The organism is Pseudoduganella sp. UC29_106 (assembly GCF_044055365.1).
Taxonomy (GTDB): domain Bacteria; phylum Pseudomonadota; class Gammaproteobacteria; order Burkholderiales; family Burkholderiaceae_D; genus Rugamonas.
In genome coordinates this window covers 389,369-410,736 of sequence record NZ_CP171977.1, presented here as the reverse complement: position 1 = coordinate 410,736, position 21,368 = coordinate 389,369, and the positions used below count along the sequence as shown (strand labels likewise).

General features: G+C 64.3%; 15 protein-coding genes, 1 tRNA gene and 1 pseudogene. 10 read left to right on the top strand and 7 right to left on the bottom strand.

All coding sequences use genetic code 11. From position 1 onward, the window contains the following. Positions 1-79: 79 nt before the first annotated feature. From ACHMW6_RS02385 to ACHMW6_RS02350, 8 genes are all read left to right on the top strand, one after another. Positions 80-2,917, top strand: coding sequence for a PAS domain S-box protein (locus ACHMW6_RS02385; protein WP_395405232.1), 2,838 nt, complete (start codon positions 80-82; stop codon positions 2,915-2,917). Then, positions 2,907-3,197, top strand: a complete 291-nt coding sequence (locus ACHMW6_RS02380; protein WP_395405230.1) for a response regulator — start codon at positions 2,907-2,909, stop codon at positions 3,195-3,197. Before ACHMW6_RS02385 ends, ACHMW6_RS02380 begins: the two co-directional genes overlap by 11 nt. A gap of 294 nt (positions 3,198-3,491) precedes the next feature. After that, entirely contained in the window at positions 3,492-3,818 is a 327-nt protein-coding gene (gene trxA, locus ACHMW6_RS02375; protein ID WP_395405228.1) for a thioredoxin TrxA, read from the top strand. Between the two features lie 137 nt (positions 3,819-3,955). Beyond that, entirely contained in the window at positions 3,956-5,218 is a 1,263-nt protein-coding gene (rho, locus tag ACHMW6_RS02370) for a transcription termination factor Rho (RefSeq protein WP_395405226.1), read from the top strand. Between the two features lie 189 nt (positions 5,219-5,407). Next, the gene (locus ACHMW6_RS02365; RefSeq protein ID WP_395405224.1) at positions 5,408-5,677 is read left to right on the top strand and encodes a type B 50S ribosomal protein L31; all 270 of its coding nucleotides are present in this window, start codon (positions 5,408-5,410) and stop codon (positions 5,675-5,677) included. 100 nt (positions 5,678-5,777) lie between these two features. Continuing rightward, on the top strand, positions 5,778-7,487 hold the full coding sequence (locus tag ACHMW6_RS02360) for an ArnT family glycosyltransferase (protein WP_395405222.1): 1,710 nt from the start codon (positions 5,778-5,780) through the stop codon (positions 7,485-7,487). A gap of 229 nt (positions 7,488-7,716) precedes the next feature. After that, positions 7,717-8,295 carry a substrate-binding periplasmic protein gene (locus ACHMW6_RS02355; protein WP_395405220.1) on the top strand — a complete coding sequence of 193 codons (579 nt, stop codon included), beginning with the start codon at positions 7,717-7,719 and terminating at the stop codon, positions 8,293-8,295. Between the two features lie 200 nt (positions 8,296-8,495). Next, the gene (locus tag ACHMW6_RS02350) at positions 8,496-10,409 is read left to right on the top strand and encodes an AAA family ATPase (protein WP_395405218.1); all 1,914 of its coding nucleotides are present in this window, start codon (positions 8,496-8,498) and stop codon (positions 10,407-10,409) included. A 51-nt stretch (positions 10,410-10,460) separates the two neighbouring features. On the opposite strand, the gene ACHMW6_RS02345 is transcribed toward ACHMW6_RS02350, so the two are convergent. Both ACHMW6_RS02345 and ACHMW6_RS02340 read right to left on the bottom strand, forming a co-directional pair. After that, positions 10,461-10,856 (bottom strand): hypothetical protein, encoded by a 396-nt coding sequence (locus ACHMW6_RS02345; RefSeq protein WP_395405216.1) that lies wholly within the window; start codon positions 10,854-10,856, stop codon positions 10,461-10,463. Positions 10,857-11,019: 163 nt separating this feature from the next. After that, complete coding sequence (locus ACHMW6_RS02340) at positions 11,020-11,421, bottom strand: hypothetical protein (RefSeq protein ID WP_395405214.1); 402 nt, start codon at positions 11,419-11,421, stop codon at positions 11,020-11,022. Positions 11,422-11,663: 242 nt separating this feature from the next. Between ACHMW6_RS02340 and ACHMW6_RS02335 the strand changes: the two genes are divergently transcribed. After that, positions 11,664-11,748: transfer RNA gene (locus tag ACHMW6_RS02335), tRNA-Leu, on the top strand. Between the two features lie 83 nt (positions 11,749-11,831). Then, complete coding sequence (locus tag ACHMW6_RS02330; RefSeq protein ID WP_395405212.1) at positions 11,832-15,134, top strand: DUF4450 domain-containing protein; 3,303 nt, start codon at positions 11,832-11,834, stop codon at positions 15,132-15,134. Here ACHMW6_RS02330 and ACHMW6_RS02325 read toward each other — a convergent pair. From ACHMW6_RS02325 to ACHMW6_RS02305, 5 genes and pseudogenes are all read right to left on the bottom strand, one after another. Beyond that, positions 15,131-16,138: a triple tyrosine motif-containing protein gene (locus ACHMW6_RS02325; protein ID WP_395405210.1), complete on the bottom strand. Its 1,008-nt coding sequence runs from the start codon at positions 16,136-16,138 to the stop codon at positions 15,131-15,133. The genes ACHMW6_RS02330 and ACHMW6_RS02325 overlap by 4 nt on opposite strands. 1,997 nt (positions 16,139-18,135) lie before the next feature. Then, the gene (locus ACHMW6_RS02320; RefSeq protein ID WP_395405208.1) at positions 18,136-18,297 is read right to left on the bottom strand and encodes a hypothetical protein; all 162 of its coding nucleotides are present in this window, start codon (positions 18,295-18,297) and stop codon (positions 18,136-18,138) included. A 48-nt stretch (positions 18,298-18,345) separates the two neighbouring features. Continuing rightward, positions 18,346-19,344, bottom strand: coding sequence for a CaiB/BaiF CoA transferase family protein (locus ACHMW6_RS02315; protein WP_395405206.1), 999 nt, complete (start codon positions 19,342-19,344; stop codon positions 18,346-18,348). Next, positions 19,341-20,491 (bottom strand): annotated as a pseudogene (locus ACHMW6_RS02310) (acyl-CoA dehydrogenase family protein). Before ACHMW6_RS02310 ends, ACHMW6_RS02315 begins: the two are co-directional and overlap by 4 nt. A gap of 11 nt (positions 20,492-20,502) precedes the next feature. Then, entirely contained in the window at positions 20,503-21,327 is an 825-nt protein-coding gene (locus tag ACHMW6_RS02305) for an SDR family NAD(P)-dependent oxidoreductase (protein ID WP_395405204.1), read from the bottom strand. Positions 21,328-21,368 lie beyond the last annotated feature (41 nt).

Sequence of the window (21,368 nt, the reverse complement as noted above, 5' to 3'; positions counted from 1 at the left end):
CACCTACTTCCCCGCCATGGTGCACCTGGCGCCGATGCAGATGGCGGGCCAGGGCCTGTCCGTGCTGTCGGTGCGCGACATGACCCAGCGCCAGCGCGCCGAGGAAGCGCTGCACGCCAGCTCCGAGCGCTACCGCCTGATCGTGCAGACCGCCGCCGAAGGCATCTGGATGACCGATGCGGAAGACCGCACCAGCTTTGTCAACCCGACCATGGCGCGCATGCTGGGCTACGAGCCGGAAGAAATGCTGGGCCGCCCCATGCGCGACTTCATGGATCCCGACCACCACGGCCGCATCGGCCAGCCGCAGCGCCACGCCGGCCAGCCCGAGCAGGCCGACGTGCGCTTCCACCGCAAGGACCATTCGACGCTGTGGGGCCTGCTCTCGGCCACCCAGATCAATGCCGACAACGGCAGCTACGCCGGCACCCTGGCCATGGTCACCGACATTACCGACCGCCGCCTGGCCGAGATCGCGCTGCGCCATTCCAGCCAGCGCCTGGCCTCCGTCTTCAATGCCGTCACCAACGGCCTGGTGGTGCTGGACAGCGCCGGCACCGTGGTCGAAAGCAACGCCGCCGCCGCCCGCCTGCTGGGCCGCGCCGCCGCGCGCGGCGTGCCGCAGTGGCCCGGCATCCACGAGGATGGCACGCCCTTCGCGCCGGCCGAGCATCCGGTGCTGCAGGCGCTCGCCTCGGCCCAGTCGGTGCGCGACGTGGTGATGGGCGTGCCGCATCCCGATGGCCGCACCAGCTGGCTTTCCGTCAACGCGGAACCGATGCGCGACGAGCACGGCGCCAGCCTGATGGTGGTGGCCAGCCTGACCGACATCAGCTACCGCAAGCGCATCGAGGACGAGCTGCGGCGCAACGAGCAGCGCCTGCAGGAGATCATCAACATGCTGCCCATCGGCCTGTTCATCAAGGACCCGGACAGCCGCATGCTCCTGATGAACCCCGCCAGCGAGCAGCTGTTCGGCTACCGCTTCGCGGAGCTGAACGGGGGCGACTACAGCGCCCTGCACGCGCCGGCCGACGTGGCTGAATTCCACGAGAAGGACCGGCAAGCCTTTGCCGGCCGGGTGCAGATCGATTACGAGGAAACGGTGTGGAATGCCACGCTGGGCCAGCAGCGCCGCCTGCGCACCTTCAAGAAACCCGTGTACGACGAGCAGGGCCAGCCCGCCTACCTGATCTGCATGTGCCTGGACGTGACGGACAGCAAGCATACCGAGCAGCAGCTGCGCGAGCTGAACGAGCACCTGGAAGAGCGCGTGGCCCAGCGCACCGCGCAGCTGGAGGAGCAGCGCAAGATCGCCGAGGAAGCCAGCCAGGCCAAGGGCCAGTTCCTGGCCAATATGAGCCACGAAATCCGCACGCCGATGAATGGCGTGATCGGCATGGCTTACCTGGCGCTGAAGACCGAGCTCGATCCCCAGCAGCGCGACTACCTGGAAAAGATCCGCTTCGCCGGCGAGCACCTGCTGCGCATCATCGACGACATCCTCGACTTTTCCAAGATCGAGGCCGGCAAGCTGGAAATCGAGCAGACCGATTTCTCCATCGAGCACGTGGTGCAGACCCTGACCACGGTGGTCGCGCCCAAGGCCGGCACCAAGGGCCTGACGCTGGAATTCGAGCTCGACCCGGCCCTGCCCAAGGTGCTGCGCGGCGACCCGCTGCGCCTGGGCCAGGTGCTGATCAACTACACCAACAACGCCATCAAGTTCAGCGAGAATGGCGCGATCGAAATCGCCATCCGCAAGGTGGTGGGCGACGACCAGCACTGCGTGCTGCGCTTCGAAGTGCGCGACCACGGCATCGGCCTGTCGGAGCAGGAGCAGCACCGCCTGTTCCAGTCCTTCCAGCAGGCCGATACCTCCACCACGCGCGCCTATGGCGGCACCGGCCTGGGCCTGGCCATCTGCAAGCAGCTGGCGCAGCTGATGGGCGGCGAGGTGGGCGTGCAGAGCGCGCCGGGCGAAGGCGCCACCTTCTGGTTCACGGCGCGCCTGGGCGTGTCGCAGCGCCCCGTGGCCGAAGTGATCAGCGAGGTGCAGGACGCGGCCGCCGAGCTGATGGCCTCCACCCGCAAGGCCACCGTCATGGGCCTGCTGAAGGATGCCCGCATCCTGCTGGTGGAAGACAATACCTTCAACCAGCAGATCGCGCTGGAAATGCTGGAGGAAGCCGGTTCCTCCGTCTGCCTGGCCAACAACGGCGCCGAAGCGCTCGACCTGCTGCACCAGGCGTCCTTCGATTGCGTGCTGATGGACGTGCAGATGCCGCTGATGGATGGCCTGGAGGCGACGCGCCGCATCCGCGCCGACCCCGAGCTGGCCGAAACCCGCGTGCTGGCCATGACGGCCACCGCCACCAACGAGGACCGCGCGCGCTGCCTGGATGCCGGCATGGACGATTTCATCACCAAGCCGATCCAGCCGGCCCTGATGTACAGCACCATCGCCAGCTGGCTGCCCGAACGCAGCGCGGCCGAGGCGCCGCGCCCGGCCCCGCCGCGCAAAAACCGCAGCTTCCGTCCCATGCTGGCGGGCGATCCGGAGATTGTCGACCTGTCCGTGCTGGCCCAGCTGCTTGGCTACCATCCGGACAAGATCCGCAAGTTCGCCTTCAAGTTCCTGCAGACCACCGAGGACGGCTTCAACGAAATGGAAACGGCGCTCGATGCCGGCGACGTGCAGAAGGTGCGCGAGCTGGGCCACCGCATCAAGTCCTCGGCGCGCACCGTGGGCGCCTTCGGCATCGCCGAGCGCTGCCAGGCGCTGGAGCAGCTGGCCGGCGCCTCGCCGCAGGAGGAGCAGGCCAGCGCCCGCGCCCTGCTGGCGCAGCTGTGGCCCCTGCTGGCCAGGGTCAGCGAACACATCATGAATAACACCACTTTTGCTGATGACGACTGAACATACTCCCCTCACGCCGCTGCGCATCCTGCTACTGGATGACGACCCCTTCATGTTGTCGCTGCTGGCCGACATGCTGGAAGACCTGGGCCAGCTCAACGTGCGCAGCGAAAGCGATGCGCGCGCGGCGCTGAAGACCCTGCCGCAGTTCCGCCCCGACCTGCTGATCTGCGACCTGTCCATGCCCGAGATGGACGGCATCGAATTCCTGCGCCTGGCGGCCGACAGCCACTTCGGCGGCTGCGTGATCCTGCTGTCCGGCATGGACTCGGCATCCTGAAGGCCGCCGAAACGCTGGCCTCGGCCCAGGGCCTGAGCATTATCGGCGCCTGCAAGAAGCCGGTGCCGCCCTCGGTGCTGGCCGACTTGCTGGTGCAGGCGGCGGCGCAGCGCACCGTTTGAGTGCGGACCGTGGCGGGGTAACTACACAAATGGAAAAAATAGGTTATTATTTGTTCCATTACCCGCCCTGATTCCCTCTTGTTTATTCCAATATTGAATTAGTGCAGTTCATCTCCAGATGGGCGATAACGGCAAGGGATAATCCCGGGCGAACTACTATTAAGGACTTAACATGAGCGACAATATCAAACACATTACCGATGCATCGTTCGAAGCCGATGTACTGAAAGCGGACCGCCCCGTGCTGGTGGACTTCTGGGCCGAGTGGTGCGGTCCTTGCAAGAGCATCGCCCCGATCCTGGAAGAAGTGGCCAAGGAATACGACGGCAAGCTGACCATCGCCAAGCTGGACGTGGACAGCAACCAGGTCGTGCCGGGCAAGTTCGGCATCCGCGGCATCCCGACCCTGATCCTGTTCAAGAACGGCGTTCCTGCTGCACAAAAAGTCGGCGCGATGGCAAAAGGCCAGCTGACCTCTTTCATTGACAGCAATATTTAAGTAAGATAGGCGGCACTGCGCCCGCAGTACCGCCTGGATGGCGGGGAAAGGCCCAAAAACCTTTCCTCTTTAATAATTTTTTCCACGCAGTTCCCTCCCCTACCTTTACTTTCCCGTCGCGGGACACTCAAACATTTATGCATCTATCTGAACTCAAGGCCATGCACGTTTCGGCGCTGCTGGAAATGGCCATTAGCCTGGATATCGACAATGCGGCCCGCCTGCGCAAGCAGGAGCTGATGTTCGCCATCCTGAAGAAGCGCGCCAAAGCCGGCGAACAGATTTTCGGCGACGGCGCCCTGGAAGTGCTGCCGGATGGCTTCGGCTTCCTGCGCTCGCCCGATGCCTCCTATATGGCATCGACGGACGACATCTATATCTCCCCGTCGCAGATCCGCCGCTTCAACCTGCACACCGGCGACTCCATCGAAGGCGAAGTACGCACTCCGAAAGACGGCGAACGCTATTTCGCCCTGGTCAAGGTAGACAAGGTCAACGGCGAATCGCCGGAAGCCTCCAAACACCGCATCCTGTTTGAGAACCTGACGCCGCTGCACCCGAACGAGCCGCTGCGCCTGGAACGCGACATGAATGGCGCCGAGAACATCACCGGCCGCATCATCGACCTGATCGCCCCGATCGGCAAAGGCCAGCGCGGCCTGCTGGTGGCCTCGCCCAAGTCCGGCAAGTCCGTCATGCTGCAGCACATCGCCCACGCCATCACGGCCAACCATCCGGACGTGACCCTGATCGTGCTGCTGATCGACGAACGTCCCGAGGAAGTGACCGAGATGCAGCGCTCCGTGCGCGGCGAAGTGGTGGCCTCGACCTTCGACGAACCGGCCACCCGCCACGTGCAGGTCGCCGAGATGGTGATGGAAAAGGCCAAGCGCCTGGTCGAAATGAAGAAGGACGTGGTGATCCTGCTGGACTCCATCACCCGCCTGGCGCGCGCCTACAACACCGTGATCCCTGCCTCCGGCAAGGTGCTGACCGGCGGTGTGGACGCCAACGCCCTGCAGCGCCCGAAGCGCTTCTTCGGCGCCGCGCGTAATGTGGAAGAAGGCGGTTCGCTGACCATCGTCGCCACCGCCCTGATCGAAACCGGCTCCCGCATGGACGACGTGATCTACGAAGAGTTCAAGGGTACCGGCAATATGGAAGTGCACCTGGAACGCCGCCTGGCCGAAAAGCGCACCTACCCGTCGATCAACCTGAACAAGTCCGGCACCCGCCGCGAAGAACTGCTGATCAAGGCCGACCAGCTGCAAAAGATCTGGATCCTGCGCAAGCTGCTGTACTCGATGGACGAGATCGAAGCGATGGAGTTCATCCTCGACAAGATGAAGGCGACGAAGACCAACACCGAGTTCTTCGACATGATGCGCCGCGGCGGCTAAAACCCACTGCCATCCTGGCACGCGGCGCGGAACGGGTGGCTGCCACATCGTGGCTGCCACCTGCTTTCGCCCTGGGTTTTCGTGTATAATCCCCGGTTCATTTAAACCTGGCAAGTGGATAGCAATCGGGTCAAGAGGCAACACAGACCGCCGAAGTGCTGTTTGGCTACCAAAAATTGAGAGAAAAGCATGAAAGCAGACGCACATCCAGATTACCGCGAAGTCCTGTTCCACGACGTATCGTGCGACTTCAAGTTCGTGACCCGTTCGACCATCCAGACCCGCGAAACCGGCACTCACGACGGTAAAGAGTACCCGCTGGTCAAGATTGAAGTTTCGTCCGAGTCCCACCCGTTCTTCACCGGCCAGCACAAGATCGTCGACACCGCCGGTCGCGTGGAAAAGTTCCGCCAGAAGTTCGGCAAAGTCGGTTCCAAGACTGCCGTTGCCAACGCCTAAGCGCGTCGCACCGAAAAAAGGGCAGCTGCGGCTGCCTTTTTTTACGCCCGCAAACCGTTTAGCAGTCATACTCCTGCTTTCATAACAAAAACCAAGACCGATGAAGCCAGTCCGTCTACCTGCCTCCGCCACACGCACCCTGCCCCGCTGGGCCATTTTCGCCCTCGGCATGCTCTATATCCTGCCGGGACTGATCGGGCGCGAACCGTGGAAGAATGACGACGCGGCCAGTTTCGGCATCATGTGGACCATGGCCCATGGCGGCTGGCAGGACTGGCTGCTGCCCAATATCGCCGGCCTGCCCCAGCCCGAGGAAGGCCCGCTGGCCTTCTGGTTCGGCGCCCTCGGCATCAAGCTGTTTGGCTGGCTGATCGGCGACGTGGGCGGCGCCCGTGTGGCGACGATCGCCGTCTTCCTGCTGGGCGTGCTGTCCCTGTGGTTCGCCACCTTCAACCTGGGCCGCCGCCCGGAAGCCCAGCCGCTGCGCCTGGCCTTCGGCGGCCAGCCCGAGCCGGACGATTTCGGCCGCACCCTGGCCGACGCCGCCGTGCTGATCTACCTGGGCAGCCTGGGCCTGCTCGTGCACAGCCACGAAACCACGTCCGAGCCGCTGATGACGGCCCTGCTGGGCCTGGCCCTGTACCGCTCCGTGCGCTATATGGAGCTGCCCTCGCTGCGCAACGCCGCCCTGATCGGCCTGGCACTCGGCCTGATGACGCTGGCGCGCGGCTGGGTCATGCCCGCCTTCGTGCTGGTGGCCCTGTACGCCTGCACCCGCTTCCTCGCCTTCCCCGCCGGCCGCTCGCTGCGCGACCTGCTGTGCACGGCCGCCATTGCCGCCGCCATCGCCCTGCTATGGCTGCTGCCCGCCAATATGGCCCAGCCCTACGGCCAGTCGCCGCTGCCCGCCTGGCAAGCCTGGAACCTGGCCCAGCTGAGCCCGACAGCCGAATCGCTGCGTACCTTCTTCCGCGTCGGCGTCTGGTTCTTCTGGCCCGCCTGGCCCTTCGCCCTGTGGGCCGTGTGGGCCTGGCGCCGCCAGAGCAACCTGCTGCATATCGTGGTGCCGACCACCTTCGTCACCGTGGCCACCGTGCTGGTGCTGCTGCATCCGAATCCCGAGCAGGGCCAGCTGCTGATGCTGCTGCCGCCGCTGGCCATCATGGCCGCCTTCGGCCTGCTGACCATGAAGCGCGGCGCCATCAACGCCATCGACTGGTTCAGCGTGATGGTGCTGACCTTCCTCGCTGCCTTCCTGTGGCTGATGTGGTACGCCCAGCTCTCCGGCTGGCCGGCCAAGCTGGCGCACAATGTGCTGAAACTGATCCCCGGCTACGAGCCCGAGCTGAACCTGCCCGGCCTGCTGCTCGCCCTGTGCGCGACCGCCGGCTGGTTCCTGCTGGTGCACTGGCGCATCTCGCGCCGCCCCACCGTGCTGTGGCGCGCCGTCGTCCTGTCGTCGGGCGGCCTGATCCTGATCTGGATCCTGCTGATGACGCTGTTCCTGCCGCACGTGAACTACAGCAAGAGCTACGCGACCGTGGCGCGCCAGGCCGCAGCCGTGCTGCCGGGCGACACCGATTGCGTCGAAAGCAATATGGGCGCCCCGCAGCGCGCCTCCTTCGCCTATTACGCCCGCTTCCCCTTCGTCGGCGTGCAGGGCGGCCAGTGCAAGCTGCTACTGTTGCAACTTAGCATCAAAGGAAAAGCCCAGCCGCCATCCCCCGGCCCGCAGTGGCAACTGCTGTGGGAAGGCCGCCGCGCCTCGGATCGCGTCGAGCGTTTCCGCCTGTACCGCCGCCAGCCCTGACCAGTCCGCAGTTGCCCGGTCATCTGGGCAACTGCTATTCTGTTGCGCAAGGGAATCGATAAGGGCGGTATGGCAACATCTGCAATATTGTTGGCAATGGCAATCACGGCGCACACGCAGTCCGCCCCGCCCATGCCCGCGCTGACCATCACGGCCGAACTGTCGCCGCCCTCCAGCACTGTGGTCCGGCAACGAAGTCATCGGCCGCGAAGGCGAAAAGATCCGCGAAATGCTGCAGCGTTCCGGCATCACATATACGATCGGCATCCTGCCCTGGAAACGCGCCTATATGATGGCGCAGCGCGATGCCTATACCTGCGTCTATTCCACCACCCGCACGCCGGAGCGGGAAAAGCAGTTCAAATGGGTCGGCCCGACCGACGAAGCGGAGTGGCTGCTGCTTGGCCGCGCTGGCCACAAGTTTCACCTCAACACGCTGGAGGATGCGCGCCACCTGCGCATCGGCACCTACAACGGCGACTCGCGCGATGAATACCTGCGCGCCCGCGGCTTCCATGTCGATCCCGTGCCGAATGATCAATCCAACCCGAAGAAACTGATGGTCGACCGCATCGACCTGTGGGCCGTCAGCATGCGCAGCGCCAGCAGCGCCAGCCTGCTGGCGCGCTATGCGCCGGACATCGTCCCCGTGCTCGTTTTCAACCGCGTGAAAGTCTATTTGGCTTGCAATACCAGCGTGCCGGATGCGATGATCGAGCGCATGAACGCGACGCTGGACGCCATGCGCCGCGACGGCAGCTTCGCCCGCCTGGAACGCAAATACGAAAACTGGACAGAGCAGAAATAGTCCTTGTCATTCTGCGTAGATAACTGATTACAAATGACATTTTTGCCTGTTGCGGGGCAAAATTTTTTTCGTAAGCACTGGACACAAGGCTTGCGGACACCGGTATAGTCCACATATACGACGCGTTGCCGTTCGGCATGCACACTTCTCCGCGCCCAATCTCCCGCGCGACCATTCATCTGTTTTTATTCGGTCGAGTCATGTTCAACATCTACAAACTTCAGCTTGCGCTCAAGAATCCTATGGTGCGCATCACCCTGGGTCTGCTGACGGTTGCAGCCATTGCATTCGCCCTGCTGCGGGGTGACTCGGCGCAGGATGCCAGCCCGGTGGTGCGGTCGCAGAATATTTCCGAGATCACCGGCCTGGTGGCCCAGCGCGAGCGCCTGGATTACCTGCTGATCGCCCGCCCGCTGTCTGAAGCGCCGCGCTATATCTATAAATACAAGGATTCGCCGCAGCTGCATGTGGTGGTGGTGCCGTCGACCTCTCACCTGAGCCTGGAACGCGAAGTGCTGCTGCGCAATAACCTGCCTTACGCGATTGCCAGGGACGAGTACCTGGCCGCCCACAAGGGCGTGCTGGAGGATGAAGGCGGCGCCATGGCTGGCGTGACCACCTTCGTCAAGCGCCATGCCTTTGACATCTTCGTCATCGGCCTGCTGCTGTTCGTGCTGAAGTTCGGCCTGCCGGGCATGGGCATGTCCGCCTCCGTGATCACGCCGGACAAGCTCAAAGGCTCAATGGATGACCTGATCGGCATGGACGACATCAAGCAGGAAGTGCTGCACCTGGAAGACATGATCCGCAACCGCGAAGTGTACAAGCAGCACAATATTGACAAGCCATTCAACGTAATGCTGACCGGCCCTGCCGGTACCGGCAAGACCAAGCTGGCCGGCTACCTGGCCAAGCGCCTGAACTATCCGCTGATCCAGGCCTCCGGTTCGGCGCTGGAATCGGGTTATGTGGGCGGCGGCTCCAAAGCGCTGAACGCTCTGTACCGCAAGGCTTGCGCACGCGGCAACTGCATCATCTTCCTGGACGAAGCCCAAGCCCTGTTCATGCCGCGCGGCCGCGGCGAAAAGAAGTGGGAAGACGATACCGCCAACACCCTGCTTGGCCTGCTCGATGGCGTGAAGAGCGAGGAAGGCGCCGGCGTGATCTGGGTCGTCGCTTCCAACTTCGACGATTCGAACAGCCAGATGGATGAAGCGATGCTGCGCCGCTTCAGCGTGAAGATCAACTTCCGCCTGCCGAACAAGACCGAGCGCCGCGAACTGCTGCGCTCCTTCCTGGAACGCAAGGAGAAGGGCCTGGTCGACTGGAACGATATGGACCTGGAACAGGTTGCCGAGATCACCAACAACCTCAGCCCGGCGCTGCTGGAAACCGTGGTGGAACGCGCGTCGCTGCTGTCGATCCAGGACAAGCAGGTCATCAATACCGACCTGATGTTCCGCGCCTTTGAACGCGCCACCATCGGCCTGACCGACCGTGCCACCACCGCCGAGAAGACCCGCCAGCGCGAGCGCATCGCCCTGCACGAACTGGGTCACTTCTTCATGCAGATCGACCCCTATCTGCGCGTAGGCATGCCGCTGGCCGAAGTGAAGGAAAAGTCGCACCTGCTGAAGATCTCGACCGAGTCCGTATCCAAGCTGAATGCGCTGGGCTATGTGCTGTCGGCCGGCGACGACATGTCGCTGCGCACGCTGGAAGAGCTGGAGCGCGATGTGATGCAGCTGTACGGCGGCGTGGCGGCGGAAGAACTATTCTACGGCGCACGCGGTATCTCGGTGGGCAGCCAGAACGATATCGAGAAGGCCACCAATATGCTGGACACGATGGTCAACCGCCTGTCGATGTACTCGCGTTCCAAGCTCGATTACAGCAAATTCAAGAGCGAGACTGCAGCCGATCACGGCCTGTCCCAGCTCGAAGCGAAGGCCGATGAGCTGTACAGCCAGACGCTGAAATCAATCGGCGACTACCGCGCGGTGATGGAATCGATCAAAGGTGAACTGATGGACCGTTATGTATTGTCCAAGGACGAAATCTTCGTCCTGCTTGAAGAGCGCCTCGATCCCATTCCGCTGCAGCAGGCCGCATAAATATAGCGGGCGTGCGGCCCGCCCGCCGGGCGGACCGCGCCACCATCAACCTTAACGGCTGGCGACGACAGTCACGTTGGTACCCGATACGCCTGCCATCGGCATGCGTTCGAAGTTGTTGATCGTGACCAGGTCGCCGTCATCACCAAATGCTACACGGGCGCCGCTCGCAGTCACGAACACGCCTTTGGATACGGCATACATGGGTTCACGTGTCTGGTTCTTCAGCTGGGCATAGAAATGCTGGCCGCCGGAGCGCGTGAACTTGATTTTCTGGCCGGTGCTCAGGCCATAGGTGAAGGCGTAGTCGTCGAACTCACTGACGCCCAGTTTGTAGTCGCCGCTTGCGCGGATCTGGACCGTTGCGTCTTGTGGATCTGCTGCGAAAGCGGAACCCATGCCGGTCAGGGCGAGCGCTGCCAGGGCGCTGAACAGTACTTTTTTCATCATCTTCTCCGAATGGTTGCCTGGTCGACCCCGCCTCTTCTTTTGTGCGGGGACAGTGATAAGGTAGCAAACGATGCGGCAGGCATGCAGCTGGAAGCGACGAACCGCAAATTCCGGGGGATAAACGCACGGCGCGTCGATGAACTGCAATCGGCTTTGGGACCTATCTCGTCACGACGAAGACACGGTCCTTATCGATGTTCAGCGTGCCGGCATAGGGCAGCCGATCAAGATGGGTGATGACGATCATGTCGCCCTCGTCCCTGAACTCAAGCCTGGTACCCAGCGACGAGACAAATACGCCCGGCGCGATCGGGTAAACTTCGACAGGCTGCTGGTTACGCAGCGATGTGTAGTAGCGATGGCGTTTCTGGGACATCTGAAGCGCCAGACCGTTATCCAGCAAGTACCGCTGTTCATAGTTGTAGAACTCTTGCGGGGCCAAACGGTAGGAAGGCTGTGCGCTTGCAGGCACCTGAACGGTTGCCTGGTCTTGGGCTGCAGCGACAGTCGATACGCCCGCCAGCACAGTCAGTGCCAGCACTTTCAGGACTACGTGATTCATGTTTTCACCCTCCGATTCAGCATCTGCATCACGTGGGAGAGCCGTCTTCTTGTGCAGGACAGCCCTTCCAATCTACCCCCGCGATTGAGCACTGGCTAGCCGTTGGGCTCTTGATTTTTTTCAATGCGGCGACTGCACCTCATAGCGTTACGACGCTGAGTTAAGTGCCTTTATTAGAAAGGTATTCACTCCGGCTTGCCCACACTGATCAAATCGGTAATAATGCACGGCGCATTTGAATTGCCCGAGTGGTGAAATTGGTAGACGCAGCGGACTCAAAATCCGCCGCCGCAAGGCGTGCCGGTTCGATTCCGGCCTCGGGCACCACCTCTCTTTGCTCATCATGATGAGCATGCCGCTGCACCTCCCCCCGCTATCATCAATCGCATTGCCCGTTTTCGAGGAATGCGATGAAAAATCTTGCGCGCGCCGTGTGCCTTGTATGCGCTGCTCTTGCTGCCTTCACTGCCTGTGCTGCCGCGCCGTCCGCGCCTACTCCGTACGTTCCCGCCGCCGTCGCGCTGCGCCCCAATCTCGCAAGCGACGCAGGCCAGCCCTTGCGCTATCGTCCCGATGGCGCGGACTTCGTGAACCACAATGGTGCAGAGTTCTTCAACCGCTCTTTATATGGCGGCCACACGGCCTTTCGCGTCGATGGCGGCGACAAGCCCGAGTTCCTGCTCTACCTGCCCGGCCGCGGCGGCAATCTGCGCCTGGCAGTGCGCAGCGCGGCCGGCGTGCAATGGCTGCATTCCGCACGCGATACAGTTTTCCGGTATCGTCCCGGCGAACTGCAATACGAGATCCGCGATCCTGCGCTTGGCCCGCGCGGCGTGCTGCGCCTGGCGGTGCTGGCCTACGCGCGCACCGAGGGCCTGATCCTGCGCGCCGAAGCGAGCGGCGTCGCAGCAGGCACTGAGCTGGTCTGGGTCTACGGCGGCGTGAACGGCGAACGCGGACGCCGCGATGGCGACATCGGCACCGAGAGCGTCCCCATCTCCCAGTTCTTCCAGTTCCGCTCCGATTTCGCAAAACAGAACGTCATCGCGCCGCACGAGGATGGCTTCGTCCTCGCCAGCCGCGCCGCCACCATCGCCGGCATCGTCCCCGCCGGCGCCACCCAGCACCTCGCCGACGCCGCATCGTGGAACGACCTCCCCGCCCTGCTTCGCGCCGATGCGCCTGTCGCGCCCGGACCCGCCGCGCCGGTCCTCGTCGGCCGCGCCCCGCTGCGCAATGGTGCGCCACTTCTGCTCTCCCTCCAGCGCGTAGGCAGCACCGCCGTCGCGCGCGAGCTGGACACCTACTCCGCCGTTACCGCCGGGGCTCCGCGCGACGTCCGTCCGCTCGAAATGACGCGCGATGCCGTCTACACGCGCGCCCAACTGCCGTCCCTGCTCGCTGAAACACGCCAGCATTTCGACGCCCTGCGCAGCAAAGTCCGCATCGACACGCCCGACGCATATATAAACGCCGCCGCCGGCGCGCTCAACGTTGCCGCCGACGCCTTGTGGGACGGCACAACAAGAGCGATCATGCACGGCGCCATCGCCTGGCGCGCCAGGCTGCTCGGCTGGCGCGGTCCCTACGCACTGGACGCGCTGGGCTGGCACGACCGCGCGCGCCGCAACTTCGACAACTGGACAACAGGCCAGAACACCAGCCCCATTCCGCCATCGCTGCCGCCGGCCGACGCGGCAAACAATCTGGCACGCCACGAAGCCGCCCTGCACAGCAATGGCGACCTCTCCAACTCCCACTACGACATGAACATGGTCTTCATCGACGCCCTGTTCCGTCATCTGCTCTGGACCGGCGACGTCGGATACGCGCGAGAGGTATGGCCCGTGATCGAGCGCCACCTGGCCTGGGAGCGCCGCCTGTTCCGCCGCGAATTCGGCGACAGCAAGCTGCCGCTGTACGAAGCCTACGCGACCATCTGGGCCAGCGACGACATCTACTACAACGGCGGCGGCGTCGCCTACTCGTCCGCCTACAACGTCTACGCCAACCGCAGCGCCGCCCGCATCGCGCGCCTGATCGGCAAGGACCCAGCGCCATATGAGCGCGAAGCGGACCTGATTGCGCAAGCCATGCGCGCCTACCTGTGGATGCCGGACCAGGGCGCCTTTGCCGAATACCGCGACGTCCTGGGCACGCAGCAGCTCCATCCTTCCTATGGTCTGTGGACCTACTACCACACCATCGATTCCGGGGTGGCCACACCTGAAGAAAGCGCCCGGATGTCCGCCGCCCTGCTGCGCGAGTTCAAGCCGCTGCCCGTGCGCGGCGAAGGCGTGCCGTCCGACGCTGCCTACGCCATGCTGCCGACCACGAACTGGATGCCCTACTCCTGGTCGGTGAACAATGTGGTCATGGGCGAGAACCTGCACACGGCGCTGGCCTTGTGGCAGGCCGGCTCGCGTGAAGATGCCTTTATGCTGGCCAAGAGTGCGCTGCTGGCCAGTATGTTCATGGGCATCTCGCCGGGCAATGTCGGCACCATGAACTACCTCGACGCCTACCGCCGCGAATCGCAGCGTGATTTTGCCGACGGCGCCGGCGTGATGTCGCGCGCCCTGGTTGAAGGCTTGTTCGGTGTGCGCCCCGATGCGTTATCCGGTGTGCTCACTCTATCGCCCGGCTTCCCCTCCGCGTGGACGCACGCAAGCCTCCGCCACCCTGACCTGGCGCTGCGCTTCACCCGCCGCGGACTGAGCGAGCAATGGGAGGTCACCCAGCCCGCCGCGCGCTTCTCCACCTTGCGCCTCGCGATCCCCGCCGCCTACTCGCGCGTGCAGGCCGTGACCGTCGACGGCAAGCCCGTCTCCTGGCGCCTGGACCGCAGCGCCGTCCACATCGACGCTCCCTTCGCCCGCCGCGCCGCCATCGCCATCACCTGGTCCGGCGCCCCCACTTCCCCCGCCGGCATCCCGCACCGCAACGCTGGCGACTCGCGCACGGCCGCGATCACCGGGCTGAACGCCGATTGGCGCACGCCCAACCCCGCCGCGCACTACGAGTCAATCGCCCTGCCATTCAACGATCGCGTCACCGAAATCTTCAAGCCCGGCAAATACCAGACGCCGCGCTCGCCCTACGTCTCCCTCTCCCTGCCCGCGCAAGGCGCCGGCGCCTGGGCTGGACACGTGAAAGCGCTGCCGAAGATCGACGACACCGGTCTGCGCGACAAGGCCCGCGCCGGCAATGGCGCCATCACCATGCCAAACAACGTCCCCTTCGCCACGCCGGGCGACGCGGTGGCGAACAATATCCTGTTCACCTCCCAATGGCACAACTACCCGCGCGAAGCCACAATCCCGCTAAGCGGCAATGCACAACGTGCATACCTGCTGCTCGCCGGCTCCACCAACTTCATGCAAAGCCGGATCGACAACGGCGAGATCATCGTCCACTACCAGGACGGCAGCATCGAACGCCTCCCTCTGCACAACCCGAGCAACTGGTGGCCCATCGACCAGGACTACTTCACCGACGACTACCAGTTCCAGCGGCCCGGCCCAATCCCCCCGCGCATCGACCTGAAGACCGGCGCCATCCGCCTGCAATCGCGCGGCACCGCCATCGACGGCGGCGCGGCAACCGCACTAGCCTTGCCCCTCAACGCCAGCAAGCCACTGCAAAGCCTCACGCTGCGCACGCTAAGCAACGACGTCGTCATCGGTCTGCTGAGCCTCACACTGGAGCGCTAGCCGGAATAAACCAGCCGCGCCGGCACGCGCAGCGTTACGCGGGTGCCGGCGCCGGGGACGGAATCGATGGACAGCGTACCGCCGACACGCTCCGCCCGCTCGCGCATGCCCACCAGTCCCCAGTGCCCGGCCTTGCCCTCCTGCACAAGGCCGGATCCCTTGTCCGCCACTTCCACCAGCAACTCCTCCGCGCCATAGGAGAGCAGCACGGAAACCGCGCAGGGTCCCGCGTGGTTGAAGGCATTGCGCAAAGCTTCCTGCGCGATACTGCTGGCCTCCTCGGACACCTGCGGCAGCAGGCCGCGCGATAAGCCCTCCGCGGTCAGCGCAAACGAGTAACCTGCATGGTGTTCGGACAAAGTCCGCCCCGTCTCCTCCAGCGCCTGCGCCAGCCCGCCCTGTGCGCCGTTGCGCAACTCCTGCACCTGGTCGCGCCCCTGCTCCAGCGTCTTGTCGGCATAATCGAGCAGCACCTCCAGCTTGCGCCGCGCAGCGCCGCCCTCCGGCAACTCCGCAGCGACGGTATGCACGCGCAGCACAATGGCCTGCAGGCTTTGCAGGAAAGTGTCGTGCAGCGCGCGTGCAATGCGCTCGCGCTCCGCCAGCCGCACCTGCATGCGCTCCTCCACGCGCGCCGTGGCCATCCGCAGGCGATAGCGATAGACCAGATAAAGCAGGGCGGCCGCCGACAGCACCGCCAGCACGCGGAACCACATACTCTGAGTCAGCGTGGGCGTGACCGTTACGGCCAGCGTCGCCTCACGCTCGCCGGGCACCCCGTCTTCATTGGCGGCGGCCACACGGAAGCGGTATGTGCCCGGTTCCAGGTTGTTATAGTGCGCCACGCGCTGGCCGGCGCTTTCCTGCCAGCCCGCATCCGCGCCCTCCAGCTGGTAGCGGAATTGCAAGCCCTCCGGCTTGCGCAGCGACGTGGACGTGTACTGCACCTGGAATCCCTGCACGCCCGCCGGCAGCGTGACCGGCGCGCGAGGGCTGAACTGCATGCTGCCCGCGCCAAGCCCTTCAATCTGCACATGCGGCGCCACTGCATTGCGCTCCAGCCGCCCGGGTCGAGGTGCACCACGCCGCCCGTGGTCATGAACCACAAGCGGCCGTCCGGCGCCTTGAAGATGCTGGGCAGGCGGTTATCGAGCATGGCGCGGCCCGGATAGCCATCCGCGCTGTCCAGCAACTCATAGCGCAGGGGACGCGCAGGATCGCGCATCGCCGCCTGCCAGTCCGCCGCGCGCACATGCACAATCCCCTTGCCGCCATTCAGCCAGTAATCGCCATCCGCCGTAACGTCGATGCCGGACACATTCAGCAGCACCTCCGGATCGGCTGTCACCAGCAGCCGCAGCTTCCCCTCCTGCAGCACCGCCACGCCCTTGGCGCCGGCCGCCAGCACTTCCGCGCCCGCGCGCAGCACGGTCGCCACGCCGATCATGGCTGCGTCATAGCGCGTCAGCTTGCCATCGTCATACAGCACCAGCGAACCGTCGCCGCAGGCCAGCCACAGCTGCCCCGGCCCGCCGCGGGTGGACAGGAAGATCTTGTCCGGCAGATTGAAGCGCGAACGCGGCAGCCACTCGCCGTTCACATAGCCCATCAGGCCCGTTTGCAGCGATGCGATCCACAGCACCTTGCCGTCATCCAGCACCCCAACCAGGTCCAGATCCACCGGCTTGCCATCGCGGCCCGGCGGCAGCGCAATGCTGCTGACCCGGCCCTGGAAGCGGCGCTCGATCTTGCGCGGCCACACCAGCAGCAAGGCGCCGTCGCGGTCATTGGCCACCAGGCCGGTCGCTTCGCTGCCTTCGACTTCGCCGTCCGGTCCCAAACGCCAGGCACGCACCGCCTCGGGGTCGGCAATCCATACCCGCCCGCCGTCGCCGGACGCCATCGTATACATGCCGCTGCCTTCGGGAATATCGGGGCGGATCAGGCGCTTGCGGCGGAAGCGGTCCAGTCCTGACTGGGTCGCCATCCACACATTGCCCTCGCGGTCTTCCAGCACGCCGTTGACGGTCAGGGAGGACAGTTGCCAGCGCTGATCCAGCCGGTCGCCAGCACTGTCCTGCAGGCGCAGTTCAGGCTTCAGCGCATCTGCCGCCAGCAGGGCCGCGCCCTGCTGGCCCGTCACCGCCCACAGATTGCCTGCGCGGTCGAACTGGGAAAAGGAGCGGGCCTCGGCCTGATTAAAATAGGCAGGGCGCGGCTGCAGGCCACCAGGCGGCTGGTCCGGCACCAGTCGCAAGCGGTCGCGCTCCGACAGCCACAGGTGGCCGTCAGGCGACAGGATCAGGCGCCCGTCAACGGCCGCCATGCCCAGCGAGACGAAACGCCCACTGCCGGCATCGAAGCGGAATACGCCGGCCGGACCGGCAACCCAGATGCGGCCATACTGGTCGCTGATCACCCCGGTGATATAGCCCGGCGGCATACCCACCGCCTCCCCGATCTTTGTCCACTTCCCGCCAGCGCGCCGGAACAAACCCGTTGGCGTAGCGGCCCACACGCTGTCGTCGCGGCCAAAAGCGATCGAGCGGATGCCGCCCGTCGTGCCGCCCAGTTCACCCTCCGGCGAGACATCTTCCAGTTTGCCGTCCGGCCGCAGCACAAACAGGCCGCCCACCATATCGCCTATCCACAGCTCCCCATTGGGCCGCGCCACCAGCTCGTGCAGGCGTGCCAGCGCATAGGCCTTCGACGGCAGCACATAGCGGCTGAAGCGCACGCCATCGAAGCGGTACAGGCCAGTGGGAGTGCCCAACCACAGCCAGCCGTCGGGAGTCTGCGCCATGGCCTTGATTTCGGTGGGCGCACCATCCTGCGTGGTCCAGGCGGTGTGGTGGTAATCCGCGAAGCGCGGAGGCGGCGCGGCATTGGCCGCACCGGCGATGACAAGGAAGGACGCGGCAAGACAGCGCGGGAAAAAGCTCATGGCGGCACTGGAAAGTACAGATCCCTCCAGTATGCCAGCTGACAGACTTTCAGTCAGCTAGTGAGGATTCAGACCGTTGCGGTCCCCGCTGCTGATATTGGCAGGCATCACATTGCGGATGGCGGCGATTGGATAGCTGTCAATAATCCAGTCGAACGCATCCCCCCATCGCATTTCCGCGATGGCCAGTAACAATACGAAGGCAATTTTGGTTTTCATGACGTGCCCATCCCATATTGTCTAAGTTACACCATAATGGCTGAGCTGTCAGAAAGATTTGAAGCGCGGGGCCAGCGCCGGACTGGCATGGCGTGCAATGTTGTGCGGATGCTGCGCGGCCTCCGCCAGGCTTAATACCGGCGCGAAACAAACGTCTGTACCTTCCAGTAACGCGCACCAGTGGCTACGATCTTGCGAGGCAAACAGCGCGGTGAAGCGCTCCTTCAGCGCGGGCCAGGTGGACGCATCGTACTGCCTGCGCGGATCCACATCATGCAAGCCAAGCTTCTCCAGCAGCAGCGCGTAAAACTGCGGCTCCAGCGCGCCTACCGTGATGCAAGCGCCGTCGGCGCAGCGGTAGACATCGTAGAAGGGTGAATCGTGGAAGGGACTCGGCTTCGGCCCGCCCAGGCCTCCGCCTGCGACAACCCATTGCGCGATCCCGCCCAGCATGGACACCACGTCCGTGATGGCCGCATCGACTACGCAACCCTTGCCCGTGCTGCGCGCCTGCAGGATGCCGCTGACCATGCCGAAGGCCAGTCCCAGCGCGCCGGCGCCATCGCCCAGCGTCGGCGGGAAGGCGGGAAGCTGTCCGCCCGGCGCAGCCAGCGACAGCAGGCCGCTCAGGGCCACGTAATTGAGGTCATGGCCGGCGGCCTGCGCCAGCGGACCTTCCTGTCCCCAGCCCGTCATGCGGCCATAGACCAGGCGCGGATTGACAGCCGCCACGTCCGATGGCCCCAGCCCCAGGCGCTCCATCACGCCCGGCCGGTTGCCTTCGATGAGGCCATCGGCTTGCGCCAGCAGGTCCAGCGCGCGCTGGCGATCCGCCGGGTCCTTCAGGTTCAGCGCCAGCTCGGTCTTGCCCTCGGCCAGCGGACGCACACCGTCTGAGCCTCCGCCCAGCAGGCCCGCGACGACGGCGGGTCCAGGGCGTATCACCAGCGTTACACTTGCGCCGAAACCGGCAAGGATGCGGCCGCACAGCGGTCCTGGTCCCAGTCCTTCGAATTCAACGATGTGCAAGCCGGTGAGAGGCTTCATTCCAGTACTCTCCTTGCGATCAGGTCCTTCATGATTTCATTGGTGCCGCCGTAGATGCGCTGCACGCGGGCGTCCGCCCACAGGCGGCCAATCGGGTATTCGGCCATATAGCCATAACCGCCGAACAGCTGCAGGCATTCGTCCGTCACCTTGCACTGCTGCTCCGAGCACCACCACTTCGCCATATAGGCCGCTTCATCATCCAGCGTGCCATCCAGCAGGCGCTGGATGCAATCGTTGACGAAGCTGCGCACCACATGCGCCATCGTCGCACATTCGGCCAGCTTGAAGCGCGTGTTCTGGAAGTCCGAGATCGGCTGGCCGAAAGCCTTGCGCTCCTTGGTGTATTCCACCGCCAGTTCCAGCGAGCGCTCGATCACGGCAGCGGCGGGCACCGCCAGCAGCATGCGTTCATAGGCCAGCTGGCTCATAAGCTGGCCGAAGCCGCGGCCTTCCTCTTCGCCCAGCAGGTTTGTCACGGGCACGCGCATGTCCTCGAAGGCCAGTTCCGCCGTGTCCGACGCATGCATGCCGATCTTTTCCAGGCGGCGGCCAACGCTGAAGCCCGGCAGGTTTTCCGTTTCGATGACGACCAGCGAAATACCCTTGGAGCCGGCGTCGCCGGTGCGCAGCGCCAGCACCAGCAGGTTCGCCGTGAAGCCGTTGGTGATGAAGGTCTTGGCGCCATTGATCACGTAATGCTCGCCTTCGCGCACGGCGCGCGTGCGCATGGCTTTCAGGTCCGATCCGCAGCCCGGCTCCGTCATCGCGATACCGGCCAGCAGTTCGCCGCTGCACAGGCGAGGCAGCCAGCGCTGCTTCTGTTCTTCCGTGCCGTAGTCGAGGATGTAGTGCGCGGCGATCGTGTGCACGGCCGAATTGGCCGGCACTTCGGCCTTGGCCAGTTCATCCTGCACCACCAGCTGATAGGCCAGCGTGGCGCCGGGGCCGCCGTATTTCTCGTCCATCTCCGGCAGCATGAATCCCAGCTCGCCAAAGGGACGCCAGGTTTCGCGCGGGATGTAGCCTGGCGCCGCCAGCCGTCCAGGTGCGGCGCGAGTTCGGCGTGGACGTAGCGGCGCACCTGTTCGCGGAAGGCTTCGATGTCCGCGTCCATCCAAGGGTGCTGGTGCAGGCGTGGCAGCATATGCGTTCTCCTCAGATGCCGGTCAGGCCGCCGGTGCACAGCAGGGTCTGGCCGCTGACGTAGTCGGACTCCGGAATGCACAGCATGTAGACTGCGCCCGCCGCTTCTTCCGGCGTGCCGCCGCGGCCCAACGGAATCGTCGCTTCCATCATCGCCAGCAGGTCCTTGTTGACGCCGACCTTGATTTCCTTGCCTTCGATATTGGCGGTTGCGCCTTCGGCCGCGTTGCCGGTCAGGCGGGTCTTGATCAGCCCAAAAGCCACGCAGTTGACGGTGGTGTTCATGCGGCCCCACTCTTTCGCCAGCGTTTGTGTCAGGCCCATGATGCCGGCTTTCGCGGCCGAGTAGTTCACCTGTCCCGCGTTGCCGAACACGCCGGCCACGGACGAAATGTTGACCACCTTGCGCACATTGCGCACGCCCTGCTCGGCTTCCGCCTTCGCCAATGCCTTGATCACCGGCTGGGCGGCGCGCAGGATGCGGAAGGGTGCGGTCAGGTGGCAGTCCAGCATGGCTTGCCACTGCTCGTCGGTCATTTTCTGGATCACATTGTCCCAGGTGTAGCCGGCGTTGTTGATGATGATGTCCAGGCCCTTGTAGTGCTCCATGGCCGTGGCGATGAGGCGCTCGGCGAAATCGGGCGCGGTCACGCTGCCCACGCAGACGATGGCTTCCCCGCCGGCAGCCTTGATTTCGTTGGCCGTTTCCTGCGCGGGTACTTCGTCCAGGTCGTCGATGACGACTTTTGCGCCTTCGGCGGCCAGCTTCAGTGCGATGGCGCGGCCGATGCCGCGGCCGGAGCCGGTGATCAGTGCTACTTTGTTTTGCAGTTTCATTTTGTTTCCTCTCTGTTCATAGACGGCGGATCAATGATCCG